General features: G+C 64.4%; 22 protein-coding genes. 12 read left to right on the top strand and 10 right to left on the bottom strand.

Features of this window, described 5'->3' with window-relative positions; genetic code table 11:
- Positions 1-98 precede the first annotated feature (98 nt).
- Positions 99-605, top strand: a complete 507-nt coding sequence (locus ACQR3T_RS04095; RefSeq protein WP_428692608.1) for an alpha/beta hydrolase — start codon at positions 99-101, stop codon at positions 603-605.
- A 56-nt stretch (positions 606-661) separates the two neighbouring features.
- Here the strand turns inward: ACQR3T_RS04095 and ACQR3T_RS04090 are convergent, their stop codons facing one another.
- On the bottom strand, positions 662-1,198 hold the full coding sequence (locus ACQR3T_RS04090; protein ID WP_428693046.1) for a nucleotidyltransferase family protein: 537 nt from the start codon (positions 1,196-1,198) through the stop codon (positions 662-664).
- A gap of 175 nt (positions 1,199-1,373) precedes the next feature.
- Here ACQR3T_RS04090 and uraD (ACQR3T_RS04085) point away from each other — a divergent pair, with 175 nt between their 5' ends.
- Genes uraD (ACQR3T_RS04085) through pucL form a run of 4 tightly spaced genes read left to right on the top strand, consistent with a single transcriptional unit; the run spans position 1,374 to position 5,037 of the window.
- Positions 1,374-3,278: a 2-oxo-4-hydroxy-4-carboxy-5-ureidoimidazoline decarboxylase gene (uraD, locus tag ACQR3T_RS04085; protein WP_428692607.1), complete on the top strand. Its 1,905-nt coding sequence runs from the start codon at positions 1,374-1,376 to the stop codon at positions 3,276-3,278.
- A 10-nt stretch (positions 3,279-3,288) separates the two neighbouring features.
- Positions 3,289-3,792, top strand: a complete 504-nt coding sequence (gene uraD / locus ACQR3T_RS04080) for a 2-oxo-4-hydroxy-4-carboxy-5-ureidoimidazoline decarboxylase (protein ID WP_428692606.1) — start codon at positions 3,289-3,291, stop codon at positions 3,790-3,792.
- Complete coding sequence (uraH, locus tag ACQR3T_RS04075) at positions 3,789-4,115, top strand: hydroxyisourate hydrolase (protein ID WP_428692605.1); 327 nt, start codon at positions 3,789-3,791, stop codon at positions 4,113-4,115. Before uraD (ACQR3T_RS04080) ends, uraH begins: the two co-directional genes overlap by 4 nt.
- Position 4,116: 1 nt before the next feature.
- Positions 4,117-5,037, top strand: coding sequence for a factor-independent urate hydroxylase (pucL, locus tag ACQR3T_RS04070; protein ID WP_428692604.1), 921 nt, complete (start codon positions 4,117-4,119; stop codon positions 5,035-5,037).
- A gap of 10 nt (positions 5,038-5,047) precedes the next feature.
- On the opposite strand, the gene ACQR3T_RS04065 is transcribed toward pucL, so the two are convergent.
- Both ACQR3T_RS04065 and ACQR3T_RS04060 read right to left on the bottom strand, forming a co-directional pair.
- Positions 5,048-5,680 carry a DUF2461 domain-containing protein gene (locus tag ACQR3T_RS04065; RefSeq protein WP_032376863.1) on the bottom strand — a complete coding sequence of 211 codons (633 nt, stop codon included), beginning with the start codon at positions 5,678-5,680 and terminating at the stop codon, positions 5,048-5,050.
- A gap of 9 nt (positions 5,681-5,689) precedes the next feature.
- A complete protein-coding gene (locus tag ACQR3T_RS04060; protein WP_428692603.1) occupies positions 5,690-7,258 on the bottom strand; it encodes a PucR family transcriptional regulator in 1,569 nt (522 codons plus the stop codon).
- A gap of 199 nt (positions 7,259-7,457) precedes the next feature.
- On the opposite strand from ACQR3T_RS04060, the gene ACQR3T_RS04055 reads away from it, so the two are divergent.
- Both ACQR3T_RS04055 and ACQR3T_RS04050 read left to right on the top strand, forming a co-directional pair.
- Positions 7,458-8,270, top strand: a complete 813-nt coding sequence (locus ACQR3T_RS04055; protein WP_428692602.1) for an FAD binding domain-containing protein — start codon at positions 7,458-7,460, stop codon at positions 8,268-8,270.
- Positions 8,267-10,981, top strand: coding sequence for a molybdopterin-dependent oxidoreductase (locus ACQR3T_RS04050; RefSeq protein ID WP_428692601.1), 2,715 nt, complete (start codon positions 8,267-8,269; stop codon positions 10,979-10,981). The genes ACQR3T_RS04055 and ACQR3T_RS04050 overlap by 4 nt, the downstream gene beginning before the upstream one ends.
- Here ACQR3T_RS04050 and ACQR3T_RS04045 read toward each other — a convergent pair.
- The 3 genes from ACQR3T_RS04045 to ACQR3T_RS04035 all read right to left on the bottom strand — a co-directional run bounded on the left by ACQR3T_RS04045 (position 10,953) and on the right by ACQR3T_RS04035 (position 13,383).
- The gene (locus tag ACQR3T_RS04045) at positions 10,953-11,390 is read right to left on the bottom strand and encodes an Lrp/AsnC family transcriptional regulator (protein ID WP_032376860.1); all 438 of its coding nucleotides are present in this window, start codon (positions 11,388-11,390) and stop codon (positions 10,953-10,955) included. The genes ACQR3T_RS04050 and ACQR3T_RS04045 overlap by 29 nt on opposite strands.
- A 98-nt stretch (positions 11,391-11,488) precedes the next feature.
- Positions 11,489-12,199: a CPBP family intramembrane glutamic endopeptidase gene (locus tag ACQR3T_RS04040; protein WP_032376859.1), complete on the bottom strand. Its 711-nt coding sequence runs from the start codon at positions 12,197-12,199 to the stop codon at positions 11,489-11,491.
- Complete coding sequence (locus ACQR3T_RS04035; RefSeq protein ID WP_428692600.1) at positions 12,199-13,383, bottom strand: NAD(P)H-binding protein; 1,185 nt, start codon at positions 13,381-13,383, stop codon at positions 12,199-12,201. The genes ACQR3T_RS04040 and ACQR3T_RS04035 overlap by 1 nt, the downstream gene beginning before the upstream one ends.
- Positions 13,384-13,437: 54 nt before the next feature.
- On the opposite strand from ACQR3T_RS04035, the gene ACQR3T_RS04030 reads away from it, so the two are divergent.
- Positions 13,438-14,040 carry a ribulose 1,5-bisphosphate carboxylase large subunit gene (locus ACQR3T_RS04030; protein WP_428692599.1) on the top strand — a complete coding sequence of 201 codons (603 nt, stop codon included), beginning with the start codon at positions 13,438-13,440 and terminating at the stop codon, positions 14,038-14,040.
- A 3-nt stretch (positions 14,041-14,043) separates the two neighbouring features.
- Here the strand turns inward: ACQR3T_RS04030 and ACQR3T_RS04025 are convergent, their stop codons facing one another.
- Positions 14,044-15,162 carry an acyl-CoA dehydrogenase family protein gene (locus ACQR3T_RS04025; protein WP_428692598.1) on the bottom strand — a complete coding sequence of 373 codons (1,119 nt, stop codon included), beginning with the start codon at positions 15,160-15,162 and terminating at the stop codon, positions 14,044-14,046.
- 376 nt (positions 15,163-15,538) lie between these two features.
- Here ACQR3T_RS04025 and ACQR3T_RS04020 point away from each other — a divergent pair, with 376 nt between their 5' ends.
- On the top strand, positions 15,539-16,768 hold the full coding sequence (locus tag ACQR3T_RS04020) for an aminotransferase class I/II-fold pyridoxal phosphate-dependent enzyme (RefSeq protein WP_428692597.1): 1,230 nt from the start codon (positions 15,539-15,541) through the stop codon (positions 16,766-16,768).
- A complete protein-coding gene (locus ACQR3T_RS04015; protein WP_428692596.1) occupies positions 16,765-18,330 on the top strand; it encodes an NAD-dependent epimerase/dehydratase family protein in 1,566 nt (521 codons plus the stop codon). The genes ACQR3T_RS04020 and ACQR3T_RS04015 overlap by 4 nt, the downstream gene beginning before the upstream one ends.
- Here ACQR3T_RS04015 and ACQR3T_RS04010 read toward each other — a convergent pair.
- Both ACQR3T_RS04010 and ACQR3T_RS04005 read right to left on the bottom strand, forming a co-directional pair.
- Positions 18,314-18,850 carry a DUF1992 domain-containing protein gene (locus tag ACQR3T_RS04010; protein WP_032378113.1) on the bottom strand — a complete coding sequence of 179 codons (537 nt, stop codon included), beginning with the start codon at positions 18,848-18,850 and terminating at the stop codon, positions 18,314-18,316. The two genes, ACQR3T_RS04015 and ACQR3T_RS04010, sit on opposite strands and share 17 nt — an antisense overlap.
- A gap of 98 nt (positions 18,851-18,948) precedes the next feature.
- Entirely contained in the window at positions 18,949-19,200 is a 252-nt protein-coding gene (locus ACQR3T_RS04005; RefSeq protein ID WP_032376853.1) for a hypothetical protein, read from the bottom strand.
- Between the two features lie 96 nt (positions 19,201-19,296).
- Here ACQR3T_RS04005 and ACQR3T_RS04000 point away from each other — a divergent pair, with 96 nt between their 5' ends.
- A complete protein-coding gene (locus tag ACQR3T_RS04000; protein ID WP_428692595.1) occupies positions 19,297-23,874 on the top strand; it encodes an ATP-dependent helicase in 4,578 nt (1,525 codons plus the stop codon).
- Positions 23,875-23,912: 38 nt separating this feature from the next.
- Positions 23,913-24,695, top strand: coding sequence for a DNA-formamidopyrimidine glycosylase family protein (locus tag ACQR3T_RS03995; RefSeq protein ID WP_428692594.1), 783 nt, complete (start codon positions 23,913-23,915; stop codon positions 24,693-24,695).
- 148 nt (positions 24,696-24,843) lie between these two features.
- Here the strand turns inward: ACQR3T_RS03995 and glpD are convergent, their stop codons facing one another.
- Positions 24,844-26,619 (bottom strand): glycerol-3-phosphate dehydrogenase, encoded by a 1,776-nt coding sequence (glpD, locus tag ACQR3T_RS03990; RefSeq protein WP_428692593.1) that lies wholly within the window; start codon positions 26,617-26,619, stop codon positions 24,844-24,846.
- Positions 26,620-26,666 lie beyond the last annotated feature (47 nt).

The raw sequence follows: 26,666 nt of genomic DNA, 5'->3' as shown, positions 1-26,666 counted from the left end.
GTCGACAATTCCAGGTGCGGCGGTCCGGGTCAACCGGTGATTTTGCGGTGGCCGGTGGGTCTTCTTCGTATGACCGATCTCGAGGAAAGGGAAGCATCGTGGTTCGTCGACTTCTGTTCGTTCACGGTGCCGGCGGATTCGTCGACGACGCGGAGCTCGCGCACGGGTTGGCCGGGGCTCTGCGTCTCGACCTTCGTATGCCGGAGCTGTCCGACACAGCCATGGGTTTCGAGGACTGGGCCGAACCGATTCGGCAGCACCTGGACCGGCTCGGACCGGAGGATTCGGTGATTGCGCATTCCTTCGGCGCGTCGATCCTCGTCAGGGTCCTGGCAGAACGTCGCCGGGATCGGCCCGTCCGGGCTGCTCTGCTGGCGATGCCGGACTGGACTCCGCGTGGGTGGGACGTCGCCGACTACGCGTTCACCGACCCTGAGCCCGAGACCGACCTGACACTCGTCCACTGCCGGGACGACGACGTGGTTCCCATTGCTCACCTGGCGCTGAACTCGACGGCTCTGCCGTCGGCGAGAGTCATCGAGTTCCCGACCGGTGGTCATCAGTTCGACGGCATGATCGAGGCGATCGCAGCCGACTGGGCGTAGCACCCCGGTCGTGCGCGTTTTGCGTAGTCAGAGGTACGCAAAACGCGCACGACAGGTTACTGGTAATCGTGGTCGATTCCCGTTGCCCACTGCGAGCATTCGACGGCACTGACGTCGTCGCGGCCTTTCAGGAAGCCCCGGGCACCGAAATCGCCCGACGCCGATGTCACGGCCGCCTCGAAATGACGCCGCGCCAAGACGACCGGATGACCTGGGCGGCCGTCGAACACGGCTCTCGCGAGACCGGTTTCCCGCGCAGCATCGAGCACTGCCCGCACCACCTCGGCTCCGACGTCCGGGGTATCGACCACGTGCACCACTGCGTAGTTCGCGTCCGACGCCGCTGTCAGCCCGGCCTCGAACGACGCGCTCATTCCCTGTTCCCACCGGGGTGCATGGACGGCGATCGCGCCGTCGGGGACAGGGGCATCGGCCGCGCCCAGCACCACGATCACGCGGTCACAGCCGCCGTCACGCAATGCCTGCACTGCCGTGCGAAGCCACAGCCCGTCGTGGGCGAGAACCTTGGGCGATCCGTATCGCGTTCCGGCACCGGCGGCGAGCAGCACTCCGACGGCAAGGTCCGACACGATCACTCCCTTCACTGTTGGGTGGAGTCTTGGATGTTCGCACAACGTCCACGTCGAGTACGCCCCGAAGTTTGTGCTCGCTCGACTAGCGAGGATAGGCGTGATGGCTGATTCTTAGTGCACTTCTCCTGCAGCGTCGCAGGAATCCTGCCCTGTTGCTTCCGCGAGGTGCCCACCCATGTCCGTCAAGCCCACCACACGCAAACGTGTCCATCCTGTCGATGAAGTACTTCCCGTTCCGAAACTTGCTGCGTACGGGTTCCAACACGTCGTTGCGTTCTACGCCGGTGCCGTGCTCGTGCCGATCATCATCGGCAGTGCGATCGGACTGACCAACGAACAACTGATCCACCTGATCAATGCCGACCTGTTCACCTGCGGCATCGCGTCGATCATTCAGTCGGTCGGATTCTGGAAGATCGGTGTCCGCCTGCCGCTGCTGCAAGGTGTGACGTTCGCCGGTGTATCACCGGTGATCGCAATCGCGATGGCGAACGGCGGCGGCACCGAGGGGTTGCTGTACGTCTACGGTGCCGTCATCGTCGCCGGTCTCGTCACGTTCTTCATGGCACCCTACTTCAGTAGGCTGCTGCGCTTCTTCCCACCGGTGGTGACCGGTACCGTCATCACGATCATCGGTGTGGCGCTCCTTCCGGTGGCCGTCAACGATGCGGTGACCAATCCCGCTACTCACCAACAGGACCCGACCAACGGGCGGTGGATGGCGTACGCGATCGGCACACTGCTGATCATCGTGTTGATCCAACGGTTCTTCAAGGGATTCATGGCCACCATCGCCGTGCTCCTCGGCCTCGTCATCGGCAGTGCGGTCGCATTCGTGTTGGGAGACATGAACTTCGACGGCACCTCGGACGCATCGTGGGTCGGTTTCACGCAGCCCTTCCTGTTCGGTGTGCCCAAATTCAGTGTCATCGCCATCATTTCGATGATCGTCGTCATGCTGATCATCGCCGTCGAAACCACCGGCAGTGTGTATGCGACGGGTGAGATCGTCGGCAAGCGCATCAAGAAGGACGACATCGCAGCGACTCTGCGCGCGGACGGAGTTGCCACCGTCATCGGCGGTACGTTCAACTCGTTCCCGTACACGGCCTTCTCGGAGAACGTCGGCCTGGTGCGCCTGACCGGTGTGCGCAGCCGCTGGGTGGTGGCCACGGCAGGCGGCATCATGATTCTGCTCGGCCTGCTGCCCAAAACGGCAGCCGTCGTGGCATCCATCCCGCCGCCGGTGCTCGGCGGAGCCGCGCTCGCCCTGTTCGCGACCGTCGCCGTGGTGGGAATCCAGACCCTGTCGAAGGTGGATTTCACCGATCACCGCAACCTGATCGTCGTCGCCACGAGCCTCGGGCTCGCGATGCTCGTGACCATTCAACCGTCGGTCTCCGAAGGCGTGCCCGATTGGCTGGAGATGTTGTTCGGCAGCGGCATCGTCCTCGGCGCGGTCTCCGCGATCGTGCTCAACGTGCTGTTCTTCCACATCGGCAACCGCGGTCAGGCCGTCGCCGGCGGTCCGGGTAAGGGCATCACCCTCGACAAGGTCAACGAGATGTCCGCGGAGGACTTCGCTGCCACGTTCGGCGGCTTGGTGCAGGGCACTCCGTGGGTTGTCGAGCGCGCCTACCAGCAACGGCCTTTCGCCGATGCTCACGGTCTGCGCGAGGCCTTCCAGGAGGCACTGTTGGCCGGCACCACCGAGGAACAGATCGAGCTGATCAACAGCTACCCCGATCTCGGCAGCGAGGACGCCACCGGCACCCTCAATGCCGCAGATCACGTCGGACTGTCCAACCTCGAGGAGGACGAGCACGACAACATCGTCCAACTGGCCGCCGAATATCGCGAACACTTCGGCTTCCCGCTGGTGATCTGCGCGCGGGAGACCGAACGCTACGATCGAGTCCTGGCCAACGGCTGGTCTCGCGTCGAGAACGCACCGTCGGCAGAGCGGTCGTTCGCGATGATCGAGATAGCCAAGATCGCGAACTACCGATTCGACGATCTCGTGGCCGATGCCAACCCGATCGCGGCCGCGCGGTTCGGTCGCATCAACGACTTCAGATAGCGAGCGCGAGTTGCTACACGAATGGATAGGGCTCGACGGGTTCAACCGGCTCAGTAATCGTCAGGCGATGCATGCACTCTACGAGTGCTGCGCGTCGTCGATCTGGGCCCGTCGAGTCGCCCAGGGCCGTCCCTTCGACAGTCGAGATCTGCTGTTGGACAGGGCGGATCGAGTGCTCGCCGAGCTACCCGAGGCCGAGATCGATCATGCGCTCGACGGTCATCCCCGCATCGGCGGGAAGGCCGACAACCCGTCGTCGAAGCGTGAGCAGGCCGCGGTGACGACCGCGGGTTCCGAGGTGCGCGAGAAGTTGGCGGCGGGCAACAGAACGTACGAGGACAAGTTCGGTCACGTCTACCTGGTGTGCGCCACCGGCCGGTCCGCGGAGGACCTGCTCGCTATCCTCGAGGAGAGGCTCGACAACGATGCCGAAACCGAAAGACGGGTGCTCCGCGTGGAACTGGCCAAGATCAATCGAATTCGCCTCGGCCGCATGCTGGGTCCGGAGCAGTGACCGGGCTGTCCACACACGTGCTCGATGCCACCTCGGGAACACCGGCGGTCGGGATGCGGGTGCGGTTGTTCCACCCCGAGAAGGGTGAGATCTCCACCGCCACCACCGATGGAGACGGACGCATCGGTGAAGTCGTGCCCGGCCCGATCGATCCGGGCGTCTACCGCCTCTCGTTCGACACGGGTGACTACTTCGAGGCCACATCGACACCGAGCTTCTACCCCGAGGTGTCCATCTCGTTCACCGTCACCGATCCCTATGCGCACTACCACGTGCCTTTGCTGTTGTCCCCCTTCGCTTATTCGACCTATCGCGGGAGCTGACATGACCGACCTGACCGGCAAGATCGTCCTCGGATCCAATCAGTACGGCAAGGCGGAGAACCGCGTGGTGCGGATCTATCGAGACTCGCCGCAGCACGAAATTCACGACATCAACGTCTCGAGCGCGCTGCGCGGCAACTTCTCCCCTGCGCATCTGGTGGGTGATCAGTCCAACGTGCTGCCCACCGACACCCAGAAGCAGACCGCGTACGCCTATGCCAAGACCAAGGGCCTACTGCACCTCGAGAGTTACGGCCTCGATCTGGCTCGCCACTACGTGGACGACGTCGAGCCCGTCGACGGTGCCCGCATCGAGCTCGAGGAGTATGCCTGGGCTCGAGTGGTCATCGACGGCGTCGAGCACGATCACACCTGGACGCGCAAGGGCGAGGAGATCCGCACGTCGGCAGTGACCGTCGAAGGCAAGGGCGATGCCCAGCGCACGTGGGTGATCAGCGGCTTCAAGGAGATGGTGATCCTGAAGTCGACGGGTTCGGAGTTCCACGGCTTCCTCGAGGACGACCTGACCGTTCTCGAGCCCACCACCGACCGCGTGATGGCGACGTCACTGACGGCGCAATGGCGTTACACCACAACCGATGTCGAGTGGGACGCGGTGTACGCGGGTGTGAAGGCCGCGATGATCGAAAGGTTCGCCAATCTGCAGTCCTTGGCGCTGCAGCAGACGTTGTACGCCATGGGTGAGGCAGTGCTGGAGAAGTATCCGTTCATCGCCGAGATCTCGATGTCGGCACCGAACAAGCACCACTTCCTGTACGACCTCGGCAAGTTCGACATCGAGAACAACCTCGAGGTGTTCAACGCCGACGATCGTCCGTACGGTCTGATTCAGGCAACGGTCGAACGCGAGGATGCCCCGGACGCTGGAAGTGCCTGGCGAACGTACTCCGTCGTCGGATAGAGCGCCCCGCTCACGTGTGCAGTGCAGCAGACCATTCCACCAAGGGAGTCAGGGCACGCCAGGCGTCGCGCACCTTCGTCGCGGCTTTCGGTGTCTTCAGCCACTCGGGTGAACCGAAGTGTTTACCGGCGGTGAGCGACTTGTGCCGGAGAAGGTCGATGCGTGGGTGATCGATCTCGAATCCGCGCGGCTTGGTCTTGAGCGTGTCGCCGCCGATCTCGTAGCCGGCCTTGGTCAGCGCCGCGATGATTCGTTCGAGTTCGGCCCCGCGCACATCGTCGTCCACGGTGCGGCGGTAGCGGGCGATGCCCTCGGTGGAGCTGTTGTAGAAGCCGCCCGCGACGAACAGCCCGGCGGGGTCGATCTGCACGTAGTAGCCCAGACTGTCACCGCGAGCGACGAATCCACCCTGATGGGTCTTGTAGGGTGTTTTGTCCTTGGAGAATCGGACATCGCGGTACGGGCGGAACACCTTGGCGTTGCCGAACTCCGGTTCGAGAGTCGCCAGCAGCGCCGTCATCGGTCCTTTGACCGCGTTGTCGTAGACATCTTTGTGTTCGTTCCACCAGAGCTTGCTGTTGTCGGCCTCGAGGTCCTCGTAGAAGTCCAGCGCAGCGAAAGGGATTCCGGTGAAGCCTGTCATTCCTCGATCTTATGCCGCTCCCGTGGCCGACGACCGAGGGATGGATTGCAGAGCGAGGTAGACGTCCAGTCTGTCCTCGGTGGAGCCCAGGTCGCGGCCGAGTAGTTCCTCGACCCGCTTGATTCGATACCGGACGGTGTTGAGGTGCACATGCAACGAGTCGGCGGTTCGGTTCCACGATCCGCCGGTGGCAAGAAACTCACGAAGTGTGTCGACCAGACCGGCGTCGGCGCGCCGGTCGTACTCGAGCAGGGGTGCCAGAACATGCTCGACGAAAGATCGACGCACGTCGTCGGGCAGTGCCGACAACATCGACACTGCCGAGGTCAGCTGCGCACCGGTGGTGACGGTGACGGGGCCGGTCCCCTGCCGGCTCATGTCGAGGGCGTGCCGGGCCGAACGCAGCGCGCCGTCGATGGTGAGACCGGTGGCCTCCGAGCTGACGCCCACGAGCAGGCGGCTGCGCCCGATCCCGGAACCCAAGCGGGACAATCGAGTTCGGAGGGTCTGCGCAATGTATGGATCCTCGGTGTTCACGATCGCGACGATGTCGCCGTGTGTGCTGGCACCGACGCAGCCGCCGCCGAAGGAGGTCAGAGTGTCGCTGAGCACTGTCCGCAACATCTCGCGCAGATCGACTTTGCCGCTGTGCACAATTCTGATGACGACCAGCGGACGGTCCGGATCGACGGCTGCCTGTCGCAGCCGAGTCAGCGCCTCGGGCCTACTGCTGTCGGCTTCGATCAATGCCACTGCCTGGTCTGCTATTTCGCGCCGGACCAGCCGTCCTTCCTCGCGTCGAGCACGATCGAGGGCGGCGATGGCTGCCAGCTGACCGAACGCGTCGGAAATCGCGGGAAGGAACGTGTCCATGTCTCCCGCCACCGCGAGAAACCACCGCGTGGTTCTCTGCGCGAGCGACGGGCCGATCCCGAAGATGCTGTACGGCTCGCCGTCACTGAGAGTCGTTGTCGTGGGTAGTCTTTCGGAGGACAGCGCGGCGTGTGTCAACGTGTCGACGTCGGCATCGGAGAACGCGACGACCTCGGCCACCAGCCGGCGCCCGGTAGCGGTGAAGATCAGGCATGCCATTCCAGTTTCCCTGGAGGTGTGCAGGGCCAGCTCGTCGAGGGCCCTACCGTCTGCGACCGCGGTCAGCAGTTGGCGGTGCCGAACGAGGGAGCTGTTGAGCGAGGCGATTCGATCACCGGTGACTCTCCCGACGAGAAACTCGGTGACCTCGCCGAACGAGACATTGTCGGGTACGGCCAGCAAGGGCAGTCCATGCCGCTCGCACGCGTCGATCAGATCCGGTGGAATGTGGCCGAGCAATCCCTCCCCCGCCGCGAGTGCCGAGGCCCCGGATTCTGCGACCGCCCGGACGAACACCTCGCTGTCGGCCGGCGTTCGACGCCACACCAGGCCGGTGATGACCAATTCACCGCCGGCGATGTAGCGCGACGGATCCGGCAGATCGGTGGTGTACGTCCACCGCAAAGTGCGGTCCAGAGCGTCCGGGTCTGAGGTGAGCAATCGAATGCAGAGCCCCGTGGCGTCGAGCAAGTCCTTGACCAGCACTGTTGCCCTCCCCCGGCTCGGCATCACTGCGCTTGTTCGAGACCACACTAGGTGCGGGTTGTTTCCGCCGAGTTTCGGACGGATCGCCGGACCACCGCAGATCGGTAACAGAAACTCACTAGAGTTCGAGGTGACACATCGGGTGGTGGACCTGCCGGCGCGGTGGACCCTCCCGGCGAGGATGAGGTGAACGAAGACCATGGATCTCGGCACTGTCGACAACGTTCTGCTTCCCGGCTCCCGAGCGGACCTGCCGCCGGGACGCGCGGACACCGCAGTACTCGCAGGTGGTACCTGGCTGTTCTCGGAGAAGCAGGATCATCTGAGTACCCTCGTCGACATCACCGCCTTGGGCTGGGAGCCGTTGACGGTCACCGAGGCAGGGCTCGAGATCGCCGCCACGTGCACGATCGAGACGCTGGCGCGATTCGATTCGCCGTGGCCTGCCGCCGCGCTGTTTCCTCGCTGCGCCGCAGCACTGTTGGCCTCGTTCAAGATCTGGAAAACCGCCACCGTCGGCGGCAACATCGCGTTGGCCCTGCCCGCCGGTGCGATGATCTCGGCCACCGCAGCCCTCGACGGAATCGGGCAAGTGTGGTCGGCAGACGGTCCCGAACACGACTACGACATCGCGATCGACGAATTGATCACCGGGCCGCATACCAACGCCCTTCGTCCTGGAGATGTGTTGCGCAGCATCGCGATTCCACGGCATGCACTCGAGGCGAGGACCGCGATGCGCAAGCTCGCACTGTCACCGCTCGGCCGGTCGGCCGCGGTGGTGATCGGCCGAGTCGACGCCGGCGGCACGTTCGTGCTGACGGTCAGCGCATCGACCGTCCGCCCGTTCGTACTTCGCTTTCCGGCTCTGCCGACGGCCGACGAACTCGACGACGCGCTGGCCGTAACGATCGGCCCCGAGCACTGGTACGACGATCCCCACGGTGCGCCGGACTGGCGCCGACACATCAGTTGTACTGCAGCCCAGCAGATTCGCGAGGAGTTGTCATGATCGTCGACATCAACGGTGTACCGACCGACGTCAGCCCGCGGCCGGGCCAGTGCCTACGAACCATGCTGCGCGAGCACGAACATTTCGAGGTGAAGAAAGGCTGCGACGCAGGCGATTGCGGAGCATGTTCGGTTCTCGTCGACGGTGAGCCGGTGCATTCGTGCATCTTCCCCGCATTCCGCGCCGAGAACCGATCCGTGACCACCGTTACCGGGCTCGGCACCCCGGACGACCTGCATCCCGTGCAGAGCCGCTTCGTCGAAGCCGCCGGCTTCCAGTGTGGTTTCTGCACGGCAGGAATGGTCGTCACCGCATCGACCCTGACCGAGAACGACATGGACGAACTCCCCGAGCGACTGAAGGGAAATCTGTGTCGCTGCACCGGGTACCGGGCGATAGCCGACGCAGTCTGTGGTGTGGTGAACACCGAGAAAGCCGTCGACGGACCGGCCTGCGGGCGGTCCGTCGCTGCGCCGGCCAGCACCCGGATCGTCACCGGAACCGAGCCTTACACCCTCGATCACTCACCCCAGGGGCTCCTGCACGCCACGGTGCTCGGCAGCCCCCATGCGCATGCGCGCATCGTCGCCATCGACGTCACTGCCGCGGAGCGGGTGCCAGGGGTCGTTCTTGTGCTCACCGCGAAAGACAGCCCCACGACCGCATTTTCGACGGCACGCCACGATCGACGCGTCGACGATCCCGACGACACCCACGTGCTCGACACCGTCGTGCGCTTCATCGGCCAGCGGGTAGCGATCGTGGTCGCAGATTCGGTCGCTGCCGCGGAGGAAGGGTGCCGTGCCCTCGTCGTCGAGTACGACGTCCTGCCCGCAGTGTTCGATCCCGAATCCGCGCTCGAACCCGGTGCGCCGAAGATTCACGGCGACAAGGATGCGACGGCTCGCATTGCGGATCCGTCACGAAATCTGGTGGCTGAGTTGCACGGTAGCACCGGGGACGTCGACGCCGCGGTCCGTGACGCGGCGGCGGTGATCACCGGGCGGTGGACGACGCAGCGAGTACAACACGTGCACCTGGAGACCCACGGCACCATCGGGTGGCTGGACGAGACGGGGAGGCTGAATCTGCGCACCAGCACTCAGGTTCCGTTTCTGGTACGCGACGAGATCTGCGAGATCTTCGGCCTTCCGCGCGATCGGGTGCGGGTGTTCACCGCCCGCGTCGGCGGCGGCTTCGGCGGCAAGCAGGAGTTGCTGACCGAGGACGTCGTGGCGCTGGCAGTGCTCCGCACCGGCCGACCCGTGCAATTCGAGTTCACGCGGACCGACGAGTTCACCGTCTCACCGTGTCGTCATCCGTTCCGGGTCGACGTCACCGCTGCCGCGAGCGCCGACGGCACGTTGACCGCGCTGTCGATCGACGTTCTCACCGATGCCGGGGCCTACGGCAATCACAGTGCCGGAGTGATGTTCCACGGGTGCGGCGAGTCCGTCGCCGTCTACCGGTGCGCCAACAAGCGAGTCGATGCGAAGACCGTCTACACCAACAACATTCCGTCCGGAGCATTCCGCGGCTATGGACTGGGACAGGTGATGTTCGCGATCGAATCGGCAATGGACGATCTGGCCAGAGAGATCGACGTCGATCCGTTCGAGTTTCGGCGACGCAACGTGATCGTCCCCGGCGACGACATCGTCGCCGCGCATCTCGAGGAGGACGACCTGCAGTTCGGAAGCTACGGCCTCGATCAGTGCATCGACCTCGCCGAGGCAGCCCTGCGACGCGGCAACGGTGAGCATGCGCCGACGGGATGGAAGGTCGGCGAAGGGATGGCGGTGGCCATGATCGCGACCGTTCCACCACGCGGCCATCGCGCCGAGACGTCGGTGGCGTTGCTGCCCGAGGGTCGGTACGAGATACGCGTCGGAACAGCGGAATTCGGCAACGGGACCACTACCGTGCACACTCAGATCGCGGCGAGCGAGTTGGGTACCTCGGTCGATCGCATTCAGGTCTGTCAGTCCGACACCGATTCGACCACCTACGACACCGGTGCCTTCGGTTCGGCGGGCACGGTGGTGGCAGGCAAGGCTCTCTACGCGGCGGTCCGCGCACTGTCCGCACGGATTCTCGATATCGCCGGAACCGTTACCGGACAACGACACTCGGACTGCACACTGGGGCCGGAAGGCGTGCGGTGCGGCGATCGGTTCGTCACCCTCGACGACATCTTGGCGAAGGCGGGTGGCTCGCTGGTCACCGAGGGCAACAGCGGCGGGCTACCGAGATCTCTGGCGTTCAATGTCCAAGCGTTCCGGGTGGCGGTGGACGAGAACACCGGCTCCGTGCAGATTCTGCACTCGGTGCAAGCCGCGGACGCAGGAACAGTGATGAACCCGCAGCAGTGCCGCGGCCAGGTCGAAGGTGGCGTTGCACAGGCTATCGGCAGCGCACTGTACGAGGAGATCCGTACCGACAGTGCCGGTCTGGTCACCACAGATTCCATCCGGAGCTATCACGTTCCGCAGTTCGCGGATATTCCTCGGACCGAAGTACTGTTCGCCGACACGTACGACCGGTTGGGTCCGTTCGGTGCGAAGTCGATGAGCGAGTCTCCGTACAACCCCGTCGCTCCTGCTTTGGCAAACGCTGTCCGCGACGCCGTGGGGGCCAGACTGTACGACCTACCGATGTCCTCGGACCGCGTGTGGCGGGCCGTCAGCGGTCGTAGAACGTCTGCAGAATGATGGTGCTGCGTGTCTGCACGTTGGCGGTGGCCCTGATCTCCTGCAGTAGGCGCTCGAGTGCACGGGGCGACTCGACCCGCACCAACAGCACGTAGCTCTCCTCGCCTGCAACCGAATGGCACGATTCGATGGCCGAGAGGTGCTTCAGTCTGGCAGGAGCGTCGTCGGGTTGAGCCGGGTCGATGGGAGTGATGGCCACGAAGGCCGACAACGGCCGCCCCAGGGCTTCCGGATCGACCTGGGCGGTGTAGCCACGGATCACGCGCCGCGACTCCAGCCGTCGGACTCTGGATTGGACGGCCGAAACGGACAGGGAGGCCTTCTCCGCCAGCGTCGCCAACGTGGCGCGGCCGTCGGACACCAGCTCGTCGATGATCAAGCGATCGACGCGATCGAGATTTTCACTCACCTGCGCAATGTAGCCCAGTTCAGGAAAGAATCAGCACGCAGGACCGTTTTTGTCGACCGAATCGGTGTTTGCGCCTCTTTCTGCTCGAACACCGGCGGTCACACGAACAGCGGCGGCAGAGCGAGAACCATGACCGCCGACCAACTGACGTGCGTGAGTATCGGTGCCAGGATTCCTCCCGATGCACGCCGCTGAAGACCCATCACGTACCCCAGCAGCACGGCGGCGAAGCCGAGCATCGGATTGCCGGACGCAAGAGTAGCGATCGCGTACACGACGGTCGAGATGATCACCGGGTTCTTCACGCCGATCGCCGAGTACAGCGCCCCACGGAAGAAGATCTCCTCCGCGACGCCGTTGAGCAGCGCGATGAAGACGATCAGAACCAGCGAGCCCACTCTGGCGTGTGCGAGCACGTTCTCGGTGAAGTCGGCCAGCGGCGGAATCTGCCGTACGACCAGGCCGCCGAGCATGAATACCCCGCCCACAGCGAGACCGATCAGGATGGGTGTGACGATCGGCCTACGGATCGAACCGCCGACCACGATGCGTCCCAGATGCAGGGGGCCCGAGAGCAGTCCACCCACCGTCCACACCGCAGCGAGTACGAGCGTCAGTGCGTAGAACGACGGGTCGCCGGGCTCGACCTTGAGCGAAAAGTAGAGCACTGTGGCACCGATCACCAGCGTGATCATGACGATGATCCGGCGCTTGCGGAATGCTGCGTCGGATTCTCGGTGATCGCGCTCCACAGGATCGACCAACGCGGACTTCATCACGTTCAGCGCGGTCGTCGACCACGTTCCCATCACGCCTCCTCGGTATCGGTCAAGCGACGCACGGCCGATGTCACGCGTCGGTTCATACCGGCCACCACGTCCAGGTTGGTACGCACCGCTGCCGCCACCGGCTTCGAGGACAGCAATCGCCGCCCGCCGAGGGCTTCGATCAAGCCCCAGGTGCGGTCCGAGGACGCTGCCACACCGCGGCGCCGGACGCCCAGGGCGTCGCCGCCGCTCCACGCCGCGTCCGTGTTCGCCAGCCGGAGCGGATCCTTCAGCGCACACACACCGGGAGGCTCACCCACCATGCCCCGCACACTACGGGCCATGGCGTCCGAGATGGTGGTCAGACCACGTGGAGGGTCGGGAACGAGTTCACGAATACGGCTCTCCGACGTCGTCATCGTGTTGTGCAGCGACCCCACCAGATCCTCGGCGAGCCCGGCCGGAACCGGAATGATCCGGCCGATCACTTTGCCCGCGAGCGAGGTGGGCACGAACGGCACCGGGACCCCGACCCGTTGAAGACCGGCAGCTTCGACATACGCGAACACCAGATCGCGGTAAGGCACCACGTCCGGCCCACCGATGTCGTACGAGCCCGCTGGGACCTTATTGCCGTTGGCGGACGCCACCAGATAGTTCAGCACGTCGTCGACGGCGATCGGCTGCACGGGCTCGGCGAGCCAGCTCGGCAGCGGCAGTACCGGCAAGCGATCGGCGAGGTAACGCAGCATTTCGTACGACGTCGAACCGGCACCCATGACGATGGCGGCTCGAAGCCAGACCAACTCGACCCCGTCCACCGTCAACGCTTCCCCCACGTCCGCGCGACTCGCAAGATGCTCGGAGAGGTGGTCGTCGTCGGGTACGAAGCCGCCCAGGTACACGATCCGCTGCACACCCGCCCGGGCCGCGGCCGCGGCGAACTGCTCCGCGGACCGTCGATCCTGCGCACGATAGTCGGACTCACCGATGGCGTGCACCAGGTAGTACGCAACATCGATGTCGCCGGCTTCTGCGAACGCATCGGCACACGACTGCTGGTCGGTGACATCCAGCGATACTGCGGTGACGGAGTCGTAGAAGTCGAACGTCTTCAGGTTGCTCGGCGTACGAGAACCGACTACGACGTCGACACCGTCTGCCAGCAGAGCTGCCACCAGCCGCGACCCGATGTATCCGCTGGCACCGGTGACGAGGGCTCTCATGCTACGAGGCTAACGGCACTCGGGGCGTGGTGTCGGTGTGGCATTGTCGCTCCTATGGCTCTGGTGTTGGCAGGCGTGGTGCTCCCCGATCCACTCGGTACCGAAACGGTGCTCCGGCGCGGAGTCGCGGTAGCGCGGGTCGGTGTGAGCTGGATGATCACCACAACCGAATTCGCGCTTACCCTGCCCGGCCGAATCGAAGCACTGATGGACCACATAGAGACATTGATGACACGCATCGACCGGGTGATCGACTCGGCCGACGCCGTTGTCGCCAGCGTGCAGCGAACGACCGGTGCCGCCGACGAGGTCGTCGCATCGGCATCGGTCGCCTCGCACACTGCGCTCGAGCTGATCGAACTGTTCGATCCCATCGCCAAGCAGGCCGAGCCCATGGCGCGGAGGTTCGTCGACAACCTGTCCGACGAAGAGGTCGACGCCGCTATCGCCATGGTCGATCAGTTACCCGGCCTTCTCGCTCACATGGAAGCTCTGCTCCCCATCCTCGCCACCCTCGACACGGTGTCCCCCGAGATTCACGAGTTGCTCGGAGTCACCAAAGATGTCCGACGCGCGGTGATCGGCATCCCCGGGTTCAAGTTCTTCCGTAACCGAGGCGAGGACAAACTGGCCGACGAAGAACGCAACGAAGACTGACCACTACTTGACGAAGGCGAAATCTTCACCTGCATGGAAACGGGCCAGGGTCTCCGAGATGGATCGTCGCGACGGCGGGTGAAATGCGAAGGCGTGCAATGCCGCTGCAACGTAACCGATCTCGGGTGATTTGATGAAGCCGATCCCGCCGAGCGATTCGATGGCAGCCGAACTACTGCGGACCAGTGCGTCACGGATCGCAATGCGGTTGAACAACAACTTCACCGAGATGTCCTGTCCGCGTTCACCTTCGTCGAAGGCGCGGGCCACGTTCTCGATAGCTGCCATGGATGCCTCGAGTTCGGCCGCCGCCCGAACGTAGCCCTCGTAGTCGCCCTTGTTCTGCTCGATCATCCGCTCGAGCAGTGAAGTTGCCGCACCGATGTAGTTGGCGGAGATCAACATGCCGAACCAGAGGTATCCGGTCATCTCGTGCACGCCATCGGGGTCGTCGTCCTTGTTGGGCAGGACCAGGCTCGCTGGCACTTCGACGTCTTCGAGCAGAACTTCTTCGCTTTGTGCGCCGGCCAGAATGTCGGTGGTCCAGAACGGCTTCACGCTCATACCCGGGAGGCTGGCCGGAATCAGGGCGACCGCGCGGTCACCGGAGTCGATCTCGACACTGCACGTCAGCAGATCCATCGAACGTGCCAGACTGCACGGCTTCTTGCTTCCGTTGACGATGTAGTTGTCGCCCTTCTTCACGGCCGTCATCGTCGGAATGAACACACTCCCGCCGGTGACACCCTCGGAGAAGCCGGACGCGACGATCGCCTTCTGTTCGACCAATCCCTTGATCAATGCTCGGTCGTCCTCGGTGGCACCGCGCGCGAACTCCGTCAGGGAAGCGAGCGACAGATGGTGCATCGTGGTTCCCGCGCCGAGAGAAGGTGAGCGAGACCCGATGGCCCTCTGCGCCCGGACCGCGTCGATGGCCGGAGCGCCGAGACCGCCCAGTTCGCCCGGGACCACCAAACCGGTACCGCCGAACTCCCGAAACTTGTCGATCGCGTCCGATTCGCGCGACTCGAGTCGGTCCAGAGGGGTTGCGTCCAGATAGCTCAGCAAGCCAGGCATGTACTTCTCGAGCGTTTCCCTTTCGCGCACCATTAATCCGGTCACAGTTCATCTCCTTGTGTCACTAGTCGATTGTGTGCCACTAATTGATTGCAGCGACGACCGTTTGTACCATCACTTGATCGCGACAATGCGGTCGAAGATATCCATACACAGCGGTGGAGCAGGTGAATTCGCGCTGGCCATCAACATACCCTTCGACCTGCGTGGATAAACTAAAGATATCGTAAAATTTGCACACTCGAAAAGTACCCAGATCATTTTTTCGGACCGATTTACCAACCTATTTCCGCTGCGAGCGTGTCTTTTTGAACATCGAATATTCTTCAGCCGAATACCAATCGCATTCGCCGGCCGCTCCGAATGAACTCAAGAATTCGCGACAATCCACAATCAACTCTGTGAGGAGTTCTGGTACACGATGGTTGTCAACAGACTGATGAAACGACTCGGCGGAGACGAGCGCGTGGACTTGTTGCGCGCAGTTCGAGAAGCCGATGTGGTCCCGTACTTCCGCAAGATGGAATCTGCCGTCGCGCCTGTCGTCCGCGTCGAGGGCCGAGACAAGATCATGCTCGGGTCCAACAACTACCTTGGCATCGCCGACCATCCGAAGGTTGTCGAGGGTGCCCAGCACGCACTCGACACGTTCGGCAGTGCTGTCACCGGAAGTCGTTTGCTCAACGGAACTTTGGACCTCCACCTCGAACTCGAACACGAGATCGCCCAGTGGCACGGAACCGACGACGCACTCGTCTTCACCACGGGCTATCAAACGAACCTCGGAACGATCAGTGCGATCGTCGGCCCCGGGGACACGGTGATCGTCGATTCGGCGGCACACGCATCGATCCGCGACGGCAGCGCTCTCTCGGGCGCGTCGGTGGTCAAGTTCAAGCACAACGACATGGCCGATCTCGAAGCCAAACTTCAGCAGCCCGTCGTCGACGACGGAGCCGTGCTGGTCATCGTCGACGGCCTGTATTCCATGGAGGGCGATCTCGCACCGCTCGACGCCGTCTCCGAGCTATGTATCCGCTATCACGCAGCGCTGATGGTCGACGAAGCCCACAGCCTCGGCGTCTACGGGCCCGAACTCACCGGAGCAGCCGAGCTGTTCGGCATCACCAAGGACGTCGACGTCACGATGGCATCGCTGTCGAAGAGCCCGAGCTCCACCGGTGGGTTCGTCACCGGATCGAGTGACTTGATCGACACCCTCCGGGTCAAGGCCCGCGCCTTCCTGTTCACGACCTCCGGCGTGCCCGCTGCAGTGGGTGCAGCGTTGGCTTCCGTACGCCTCATCCGTAGCGACGAGGGTAAGGACCGGGCTCGGCGCGTGCTCGAGAACGCCGAGATCCTGCGCGGCGGATTGCAATCGGCCGGGCTCGACGTAGCAGGCCGCTCCGCGACCCCGCACGGAGATACGGCCGCCCCCATCGTCTCACTGCACATCGGCGACGACCTCGTGGCGATGAGCCTGTGGAAGAACCTCTACGACCGAGGCATCTTCACCAGCGCCGCCTTGCATCCCGCCGTACCGAAGTCGGGTGCCATACTCCGCCTGTGCGTGATGGCGACACACACCGAACAGCAGCTGTCGACCGCCACCGAGCAGATCATTGAGGCCGTAGCAGAGCTGCCCCGATGAGCGAGCACGCCCGCGGCTTGCGTATCGCGGTCACCGGAGCCACCAGTGACTTCGCGGCCGCGATACTTCCGAGGCTGTTCGAGGATCCCGAGGTGGACACGGTCATCGGGATAGCCCGTCGCCCAGCCCGAATCACGCACCCGAAGTTCACCTCGATCCGCTCGGACATTCGCTCTCCCGACCTCGAGGAGACGTTCGCTGGATGCGACGTCGTGCTGCACCTGGCGTTCGTGGTCGAAGAGCTCAAAGACAAGGCCGAAACCCACGACATCAACCTGCGCGGCTCACGCAACGTCATCGACTCGGCCTATCGAGCGGGCGTAGCCCGAGTGGTGATCGCGTCGAGCATCAACGCGTACGGTGCCGACATCGCTCCGGAGCCGCTCACCGAGAACAGTTATCCTGCAGGCGATCCCAATCGCTACTACTTCTACGACAAGGCCGAGGTGGAACATTATGCGGAGTGGTGGCTCCGTAGGCACCCCGGCGAGATGACCATCTCCATGTTGCGGTGCACCTACATCATCGGACCCGACTTCGCCAACGACGGAATCGACCAGTTCACCGGGCCGATCGGTGCATTCCCGGACGCGGATCGAGCGTCGTATCAATTCCTGTACCAGGACGACATGGCCGACGCCTTCCATCGCGCGGCCAAGACCGACCTCGTGGGCCCGTACAACCTGGGTCCGGTGGACTGGGTCGGTGTGCGCGAACTCGCTGCGATGCAGGGCCAGTTGATGTTCGACGTTCCGCAGAAAGCTGCGACGCATGTTGCGAACGTGGCGTTCCGACTGGGGCTCACCCCCTTCTCCGGCCAGTGGGTCACACCGGGCGAACCCATCGTCGATTCCTCGGCTCTCGGCCGCGCCACCGGCTGGGCACCGACACTCACGGCACACGAGAGTGCCGCGGTGATGATTCTGCTGCAAGGCAAGTCGCTGTTGCGTCGTGGGGACGCCCTGGCGCGGGGCATGGCGTGCGAAGCAGCCCTACGCCCGGCATCGGAGGCCGTTGCACTGAGCCGCGCTGATGTTGCCGCACTGCATGTGGAACATGAACAGCTCGATACCGGGCACGGAAGCGTGCACGCCGAGATCCATCGAGCGTCCATCGAATCCGAGCAGTCGGTGGTGCTCGTCGCCGACGCGGGTCTGCATGCGCGGTACCTCACCCCGTTGGCCGCGGACATCGCTGCCGGCGGCGTCGATGTTGTGGTCCTCGATCTACCCGGGCACGGCTTGAGCACAGGTCCACGCGGTCGATCGTCGGCGGCGCAGACCACCGAGGCCGTGGATGCAGCACTACGTTTCGCTCGAGTCGAGCTCGATACCGCGCCGATCACCGTACGCAGCGGTACCCGTCATGCGGCGGACACTCTGGTCGGCGGAATTCTCAGGCGGGCCACCGGCTGGAAGACGATGGAAGAACCGGCACACTCCGACGGGCTGCTGTCGTCGAGAATTCGGGTCGACGGAACATCCGGCATTCCGTTCGTGTCGACAGCCGACGATGCGCTGGCCCTGTGTACGACCACAACGGGTCTCAGCGCCGCCAGGTGAATGGCCGCCCGCTGAATGTTCGACGCACCCGCGTCCACCACGATCGTCGAGAGGTATCGGAGGCTGCTGCAGGGGGCTCGGCCGACTGCGAGCGATGCTCACGCTCGAGTCGGTCCACCTCGGCCCGGTTGGTTCGCCATTTCTCGAGCCACATCTCGACGTCGACGGGCCCCAACGGAACGATCGGAGGCGTCGGGAACCGGATCCAGTCGACGATGCGAGTGTTCAACTCGTCCAAGACATCTCGTGCAGAGTCCTCGCGCCGAATACCGATCAGTGTGGACGGCAGCCGCTCGATCTCCTTGCGCAGCTGCAGCGCGGTGGGCAACAACGCGTCGGCCGGGAGATTCTCCCGCTTCAGGTAGCCGCGAACCCACCACAACTCGTCCCGGGGATCGCCCGACGGAATCGGCTTACCGGCCCCCTCGAGCCCATCGAATGCACCCTCGTCCTGGGCCTGACGGATTTGTTTGTCCACCCAGGACTCGAACGTGACTCCTGGCTTCTTGCGTTCGGTCACCCCATCGACTGTAGATCCGATGCCACGGTGTTCGCCAGGTTCGCCGGACACAACGAGACCCCGGCCCTCCCGGGCCCGGGGTCGATGCCGGAGCTGGATCAGCCGTACTCGGCTACCAACCGGTCGAATTCGTCGCGGTCGATTACCTGCGGCTCGTTGATCGCGAGCGCCTGTGCGTACTTGCTCGCCAGGTGGTAGTCGCGACCGAGCGGCCCTTGCTCGGCGTCGTCCTCGTCGGACTGGATGCTCGCTCCCGGGGGAACTTCGTTCTGCAGGCCGTTGGTCTTGCTGCCGAGCAGAGCATCGAGTTTTGCGGAAATCTTCTGCATGGTCTCTTGGTCGTCGGTCATGGCGACCGGGTACCCGAATCGAGCGAAACAACACGGGCTCGGTGAACCGGAGCTGCACGGGGATTATCTGTCGGCGCCCCGGGGCATGATGGTGGGATGGCCAGGCACGGTATCGGCGCAGGAGCAGCGGGCGAGCTGTCAGTGATGGAAAAGCTGTCGCGGCCTACTCGCGAGTGGTTCACCGGGGCTTTTCCGGCCCCCACATCCGCGCAGCTCGGTGCCTGGTCGTCGATCTCGAGCGGCGCTCACACTCTCGTCGTCGCACCGACCGGATCGGGCAAGACCCTCTCGGCCTTTCTGTGGGCTCTGGACGAGCTGGCGCAACTGGGTGCGGACAGCAAGCGCAAGACCAAGGTCCTCTACATCTCCCCGCTCAAGGCTCTGGCCGTCGACGTCGAACGAAACCTGCGCGCGCCCCTGGTCGGTATCACTCAGACGGCCAAGCGACTCGGTCTCGATCCACCCGAGATCTCGGTGGGCGTGCGCTCCGGCGACACCAGCGCCGCCGACCGTCGGAACATGATCAAGACTCCCCCGGACATCCTGATCACCACCCCGGAGTCGCTGTTCCTCATGCTCACCTCGGCAGCGCGAGACATTCTCGCCGAGGTCGACACCGTGATCGTCGACGAGGTGCATGCCGTGGCCGGCACCAAGCGCGGCGCACACCTCGCGGTGTCGCTCGAACGGCTCGACGGCATGCTGGACAAGCCGGCGCAGCGCATCGGCCTGTCCGCGACGGTTCGCCCGCACGAGGAGGTCGGACGGTTCCTGGCCGGAGCTGCTCCCATCGAGATCGTCGCCCCGCCTGCCCCCAAAACGTTCGACCTGACGGTCCAGGTACCCGTCGAGGACATGACCGAACTGGGTGTCACCGATCCGAACGCCGACACCTCCGCCGCTCCCCCGGCGCAGGGCTCGATCTGGCCGCACGTCGAAGAGAAGATGGTCGATCTCATCCTCGAGCACAGTTCGTGCATCGTGTTCGCGAACTCGCGACGGCTCGCCGAGCGCCTCACGGCGCGGCTGAACGAGGTGTATGCCGAGCGAATCGGCGACGGCGTCGAGACACAGCACAAGCCGCCGTCGCAGGTCGGCACTCCCAACGACGTGAACCACGGTGCCGATCCGTTGTTGGCCCGGGCCCACCACGGCAGCGTCAGCAAGGACCAACGCGCACTGATCGAGGACGACCTCAAGACCGGGCGGTTGCGCTGCGTCGTCGCCACCAGCAGCCTCGAACTCGGAATCGACATGGGCGCGGTCGATCTGGTCGTTCAGGTCGAGGCACCGCCGTCGGTGGCCAGCGGGCTCCAACGCGTCGGACGCGCGGGGCACCAGGTCGGCGAGATCTCCAAGGGCGTGCTGTTCCCCAAACACCGCACCGACCTGATCCACTGCGCGGTCACGGTCGAACGCATGACGTCGGGCAAGATCGAGGCGCTGTTCGTACCCGCCAATCCGCTCGACGTGCTGGCTCAACAGACTGTCGCGGCCTGCGCCCTCGAACCCATCGACGCCGAGGACTGGTTCGATTCCGTCCGTCGCACAGGCAGTTTCGCCACGCTGCCCCGTTCGGCCTACGAATCGACACTGGATCTGCTCTCCGGTCGCTACCCCTCGGACGAGTTCGCCGAACTCCGACCGAGGCTCGTGTGGGACCGCGACGCCAACACCCTCACCGGGCGGCCCGGGTCGCAGCGATTGGCCGTCACCTCCGGTGGCACCATCCCCGACCGAGGATTGTTCACCGTCTACATGGTTGGCGAAAAGCAGTCCAGGGTAGGCGAACTCGACGAAGAGATGGTGTACGAATCACGAGTGGGTGACGTGTTCGCCCTTGGTGCCACCAGTTGGCGCATCGAGGAGATCACCCACGATCGGGTGCTCGTCAGTCCGGCGTACGGACAACCGGGCAGGCTCCCGTTCTGGCACGGCGACGGCCTGGGCCGACCGGCGGAACTGGGTCAGGCTCTGGGCGAGTTCCTGCGGAGCACCACCGACCGCAGCAACCTGGCCGAGCGACTGAGCACCGACGGCCTCGACGCCAACGCCGTCAACAACCTGATCGCGTTGCTCGACGAGCAACTGGAGGCGACGGGTCAACTGCCCACCGACAAGACGATGATCGTCGAACGGTTCCGCGACGAACTGGGCGACTGGCGGCTGGTGCTGCATTCCACCTACGGCCAGCAGGTGCATGCGCCGTGGGCCCTTGCGGTGGGTGCGAGGCTGATCGAGAGATACGGCATCGACGCTGCCCCCACCGCATCCGACGACGGCATCATCGTCCGGCTTCCCGATACCGACGACCAACCGCCCGGCGCGGAGCTGTTCGTGTTCGAGCGCGACGAGATCGCCGACATCGTCACCGAGCAGGTCGGTGGATCGGCATTGTTCGCGTCCAGATTTCGCGAATGTGCCGCTCGCGCACTACTTCTACCCCGCCGCAACCCGGGCAAGCGGGCACCGCTGTGGCAACAACGGCAGCGTTCGGCGCAGCTGCTCGATGTGGCACGCAAGTACCCCACGTTCCCGATCCTGCTCGAAACCGTCCGCGAATGCCTCCAGGACGTCTACGACCTCCCCGCCCTCGAAGACATCCTGGCCCGCATCGGTCGGCGCCAGATCAGAATCGTCGATGTCGAGACACCATCGCCGTCACCGTTCGCCAACTCGTTGCTGTTCAACTACGTCGGCGCGTTCATGTACGAGGGCGACAGCCCGCTGGCCGAACGCCGGGCCGCTGCACTGTCACTGGACTCCGCGCTGCTGGCCGAGTTGCTCGGACGCGTCGAGCTGCGAGAGTTGCTGGACGCCGGCGTCATCACCACCACCGAACTCGAGTTGCAGAGACTGCCCGAGGACAGACATGCCAAGGACATCGAAGGCGTAGCAGATCTGTTGCGGCTGCTCGGCCCGTTGACCGTGGACGAAATCGGGCTGCGCACCAACGGCGACGAATTCCCGCAGTGGCTCACCGAACTGGCCGATGCCAAGAGGGCCATGGAGGTCACGTTCGCCGGACAGACCTGGTGGACGGCCATCGAGGACGCGGCTCGCTTGCGCGACGCACTCGGTGTTCCACTTCCCATCGGCACCCCGGCCGCATTCATAGAACCCGTCGACGACCCGCTGGTCGACCTGATCAGCCGGTACGCACGAACCCACGGACCGTTCACCCTCGACGACGCAGCGGCGCGGTTCGGCGTCGGCACCGCCGTGGTGCGCGACGTCCTGCGCAGACTGGCCGTCGACAAACGCGTCGTCGAGGGCGAGTTCCGTCCCGGTGCCGCGGGCAGCGAATGGTGCGACGCCGAGGTTCTCCGGCGATTGCGGCGTCGGTCGCTCGCTGCGGCTCGGCAGGAGGTGGAACCGGTCTCCACCGCCACCCTCGGCCGCTTCCTGCCCGCGTGGCAGCACGTGGACAGCCGACGTCTGAGTGGCATCGACGGCGTCGCAACCGTCATCGAACAGCTTGCGGGAGTTCCTGTTCCGGCATCGGCCTGGGAATCTCTCGTGCTCTCGTCGCGAGTGACCGATTACAGCCCGGCGATGCTCGACGAACTCACCTCCACCGGTGAGGTGTTGTGGTCGGGGCACGGTGCGATCTCGTCCAAGGACGGCTGGGTGAGCCTGCACATGGCCGACACCGCACCCCTCACCCTCGTGCCCGCGGCCGAATCCGATCTGTCGGAGTTGCAGATTCGCATTCAGGACGCCGTCGCGGGCGGTGGTGCGTACTTCTTTCGGCAACTCTCCGACACCGTCGGCAGTACCGACGACACGGCGCTGCAGGCTGCCTTGTGGGAGTTGGTGTGGGCGGGCCGATTGAGCAACGACACGTTCGCGCCGCTACGCGCACTGCTGAACTCCACGGCCACCCGCTCGGCCCCGAGTCATCGATCCCCACGTCGCACACCGCGCCTGCGTTCCTACCGTCAGTTCGAGCGGCCGTCACTGCCCACCCGCACCGGCCCACCGACGGCCGGCGGTCGATGGTCACGATTACCCGAACTCGAACCCGACCTCACCGTTCGCGCTCATGCCACCGCAGACGTACTTCTCGAGCGCTACGGCGTGGTGACCCGCGGCTCGGTGATGAACGAAGGGGTCCCGGGCGGATTCGCCACGATGTACAAGGTGCTCACCGGCTTCGAGGATTCCGGTCGATGCCGGCGCGGCTACTTCGTCGATTCGCTCGGCGGTGCCCAGTTCTCCACCTCCGACGTGGTCGACCGGTTGCGCAGTTACGACGAACCGAAGAAGAACGCCAGCGCCGTCGTACTCGCGTCGTGCGATCCGGCCAACCCCTACGGCGGAGCACTGCCCTGGCCGAAAGCCGGTGGTGGCGAGGCTGGTGGCGGCGAGAAGCCGGACGAGACGACGAAGCATCGGCCGGGCCGCAAGGCCGGTGCATTGGTCGTCCTCGTCCGAGGCGAATTGACGATGTTCGTCGAACGTGGCGGAAAGTCGGTGCTGACGTTCGGCGACAATACCGAGGATATCGCCTCTGCAGCAACAGCATTGGCAGGCACAGTCAAGCGCGGCGGAGTCGACAAACTGCTCGTCGAACGGATCAACGGTCACGACATCCACGGCACGGACTTCTCCAAGACACTGACCGAGGCCGGTTTCTCGGCGACACCCCGGGGACTCCGTCTCCGACGCTGAAACACCGCAACACTTCCCAGGAACCAGAGAGGATGCAGATGCCCGAGGGCGATACGGTCTGGCGCGCGGCCAACACTCTGCGCACAGCACTGGAGGGACAGCAACTCACCACCTGCGATGTGCGCGTTCCTCGTTATGCCACAGTAGATTTCACCGGCAAGACGGTCGACTCCGTCGCGTCGCGCGGCAAGCATCTGCTGATTCGGGTGGGCGGTTACTCCATCCATTCGCATCTGAAGATGGAAGGCACCTGGCACGTCTATGCACCCGGTGCGAGGTGGCGTCGCCCGGCGTTCCAGGCGCGCATCATCCTGAACACCGCGAACGCGCAGGCCATCGGGTTCGAGCTCGGAGTGCTCGACATCATCGAGGACGAGGAGGAGGCCGTCGGATACCTCGGACCGGACCTGCTCGGTACGGACTGGGACCCAGACGTCGCCCTCACCAATCTGGAGTCGGATCCGGCTCGTCCCGTCGGACTCGCTCTGCTCGACCAGCGCAACATCGCCGGGCTCGGCAATGTCTATCGAAACGAGATCTGCTTTCTGCGTGGAATGGACCCGCGTACACCGGTCGCCGACGCCGGCAACTTGAAGAAGACCATCGACCTGTCCTATCGACTGATCATGGCCAACAAGGATCGAAATCAGCGCGTCACCACTGGAGATCGGCGACCCGGCCGACACTTCTGGGTGTACGGCCGGGAGAACAAGCCGTGCCGACGGTGCGGAACCACTATCGAGTTCGGGCTCATCGGCGACAACCCGCTCGAGGAGCGGCAGATCTACTATTGCCCGCACTGTCAACCCGGACCCATCTGACGGCGTCCTGCCAGGTGCGGCCAAGCCTGCTCACAGCTTCGCCTACCACCATGGATCGCATGCTGACACTTGCGATATTCACCCTGCTGATCATGGCCGTTTCCGGCGCGACGGCGGCTCGCGCACCCCGGACGCTGGTTCGACTGCGCTAGATCGTGCGAACCGGTTCCAGAATTTCCTGTCGGGCCTCCGGAGCGACGACCCGCAACGCGTCCGCCGACTCGTCGTCGGGCTGGCGCTGCGATTCGATCTCGGCCTCCACCCGGGCGCGGTAGGTCTCGACTTCACGATCGACCATGGCCTCGTCCCACCCCAGAACGGGCGCGATCAACGCGGCCACCTGACCCGCGCAGTTCATCCCACGGTGCGAGTACTCGATGGAAATCCGGGTACGACGCGACAGCACGTCCTCCAGGTGCAACGCGCCCTCCGCCGCCGCCGCATAGACCACCTCGACCTGCAGATAGGACGGTGCGTCGGTGAGTGGTTGCAGCAGTTCGGGTTTCCCGTCCGCCATCGCCAACACCTCGTCGATCAGCGAACCGTATCGGTCGAGCAGGTGCGTCACCCGATGTGGATGCAAGTTGTACATCTCGCCCAGATGCGGTGCCTGATTGACCAGGGCGAAGTAACCGTCGGCACCGACGAGGGGCACCTTCTCGGTGATCGATGACGCCACCCGCACCGGAATGTCATCCGCCGCCAGATCGACGGCGTCCTCGGCCATCACTCGGTAGGTCGTGTACTTGCCGCCGGCGATGGCGATGAGTCCCGGTGCCACGCGAGCAACCGCATGCTCGCGAGAGAGCTTGGAGGTCTCGTCGCTCTCGCCTGCCAGCAGTGGCCGCAGGCCCGCGTACACACCGTCGATGTCCTCGTGGGTGAGCGGCGTGACGAGCACGCCGTTGACCTCACCCAGGATGTAGTCGATGTCGGCTTTGGTCGCGGCCGGATGGGCAAGATCGAGATTCCAGTCGGTGTCGGTGGTGCCGATGATCCAGTGCGCACCCCACGGGATGATGAAGAGCACGGATTTCTCGGTGCGCAGAATGATCGCGGCTTCGCTGACGATTCGGTCGCGCGGCACCACGATGTGCACGCCCTTGGATGCACGCACCCGGAAACGTCCACGCATGTTGGACAGCGATTGAATCTCGTCGGTCCACACGCCGGTGGCGTTGATCACCACGTGTGCGCGCACGTCGGTGGTGGCACCGGTCTCCGAATCGCGCACTCGCACACCGGATACGCGATCTGCCTCACGCAGGAACCCGACGACCTGGGTGGATGTACGAACCACCGCGCCGTAGTGAGCGGCCGTTCTGGCGACCGTCATGGTGTGCCGGGCATCGTCGACGACGGTGTCGTAGTACCGAATTCCGCCGATCAGCGACTTCCGTTTGATGCCGGGCGACATCCGCAACGCGCCCGACCGCGTCAGATGCTTCTGCTGCGGAACCGATTTGGCCCCACCCATCCGGTCGTAGAGAAAGATGCCCGCGGCGATGTACGGGCGCTCCCACAGGCGATGAGTGAGCGGAAACAGAAACTTCAGCGGCTTGACCAGGTGCGGTGCGAGTGTGGACAGCGAGAGCTCGCGTTCGTGCAGGGCCTCGCGTACGAGCCCGAACTCGAGCTGCTCGAGGTAGCGGAGCCCGCCGTGGAACATCTTCGACGAGCGAGACGAGGTGCCCGACGCATAATCACGCGCCTCGACCAGAGCCACCTTCAGACCCCGCGTCGCCGCGTCGAGGGCCGCACCGGAGCCGACGACGCCACCGCCGACGACCACGACGTCGAACTGCTCGGTTCCGAGCTGGTCCCACGCCTCCACCCGCTGGGTGGGTCCGAGGAACTTCGTGTTCGATCGGTTGCTCACTGTGACGCTCCCTATCCGTCGAAAAACCCCGCGCACTACGTGCATGTCAGGTTACCGCCCCAGGTCCGCCACGCGCAGAACCTGCCGACCGG

It is taken from the genome of Rhodococcus sp. IEGM1428, assembly GCF_050321865.1.
Lineage (GTDB): Bacteria > Actinomycetota > Actinomycetes > Mycobacteriales > Mycobacteriaceae > Rhodococcoides.
Note: the sequence above shows the minus strand (reverse complement) of the source record. Positions and strands in the feature narration are given on the sequence as shown.

Excerpts from the sequence above, each read along its gene's own strand:
- ACQR3T_RS04000 (WP_428692595.1), top strand. The coding sequence starts at position 19,297 with ATGGCCAGGCACGGTATCGGCGCAGGAGCAGCGGGCGAGCTGTCAGTG.
- glpD (WP_428692593.1), bottom strand. The coding sequence starts at position 26,619 with ATGCACGTAGTGCGCGGGGTTTTTCGACGGATAGGGAGCGTCACAGTG.
- ACQR3T_RS04035 (WP_428692600.1), bottom strand. The coding sequence starts at position 13,383 with ATGAGAGCCCTCGTCACCGGTGCCAGCGGATACATCGGGTCGCGGCTG.
- ACQR3T_RS04005 (WP_032376853.1), bottom strand. The coding sequence starts at position 19,200 with ATGACCGACGACCAAGAGACCATGCAGAAGATTTCCGCAAAACTCGAT.
- pucL (WP_428692604.1), top strand. The coding sequence starts at position 4,117 with ATGACCGACCTGACCGGCAAGATCGTCCTCGGATCCAATCAGTACGGC.
- ACQR3T_RS04055 (WP_428692602.1), top strand. The coding sequence starts at position 7,458 with ATGGATCTCGGCACTGTCGACAACGTTCTGCTTCCCGGCTCCCGAGCG.
- ACQR3T_RS04030 (WP_428692599.1), top strand. The coding sequence starts at position 13,438 with ATGGCTCTGGTGTTGGCAGGCGTGGTGCTCCCCGATCCACTCGGTACC.
- ACQR3T_RS04040 (WP_032376859.1), bottom strand. The coding sequence starts at position 12,199 with ATGGGAACGTGGTCGACGACCGCGCTGAACGTGATGAAGTCCGCGTTG.
- ACQR3T_RS03995 (WP_428692594.1), top strand. The coding sequence starts at position 23,913 with ATGCCCGAGGGCGATACGGTCTGGCGCGCGGCCAACACTCTGCGCACA.
- ACQR3T_RS04015 (WP_428692596.1), top strand. The coding sequence starts at position 16,765 with ATGAGCGAGCACGCCCGCGGCTTGCGTATCGCGGTCACCGGAGCCACC.
- uraD (WP_428692607.1), top strand. The coding sequence starts at position 1,374 with ATGTCCGTCAAGCCCACCACACGCAAACGTGTCCATCCTGTCGATGAA.
- ACQR3T_RS04050 (WP_428692601.1), top strand. The coding sequence starts at position 8,267 with ATGATCGTCGACATCAACGGTGTACCGACCGACGTCAGCCCGCGGCCG.
- ACQR3T_RS04020 (WP_428692597.1), top strand. The coding sequence starts at position 15,539 with ATGGTTGTCAACAGACTGATGAAACGACTCGGCGGAGACGAGCGCGTG.
- ACQR3T_RS04065 (WP_032376863.1), bottom strand. The coding sequence starts at position 5,680 with ATGACAGGCTTCACCGGAATCCCTTTCGCTGCGCTGGACTTCTACGAG.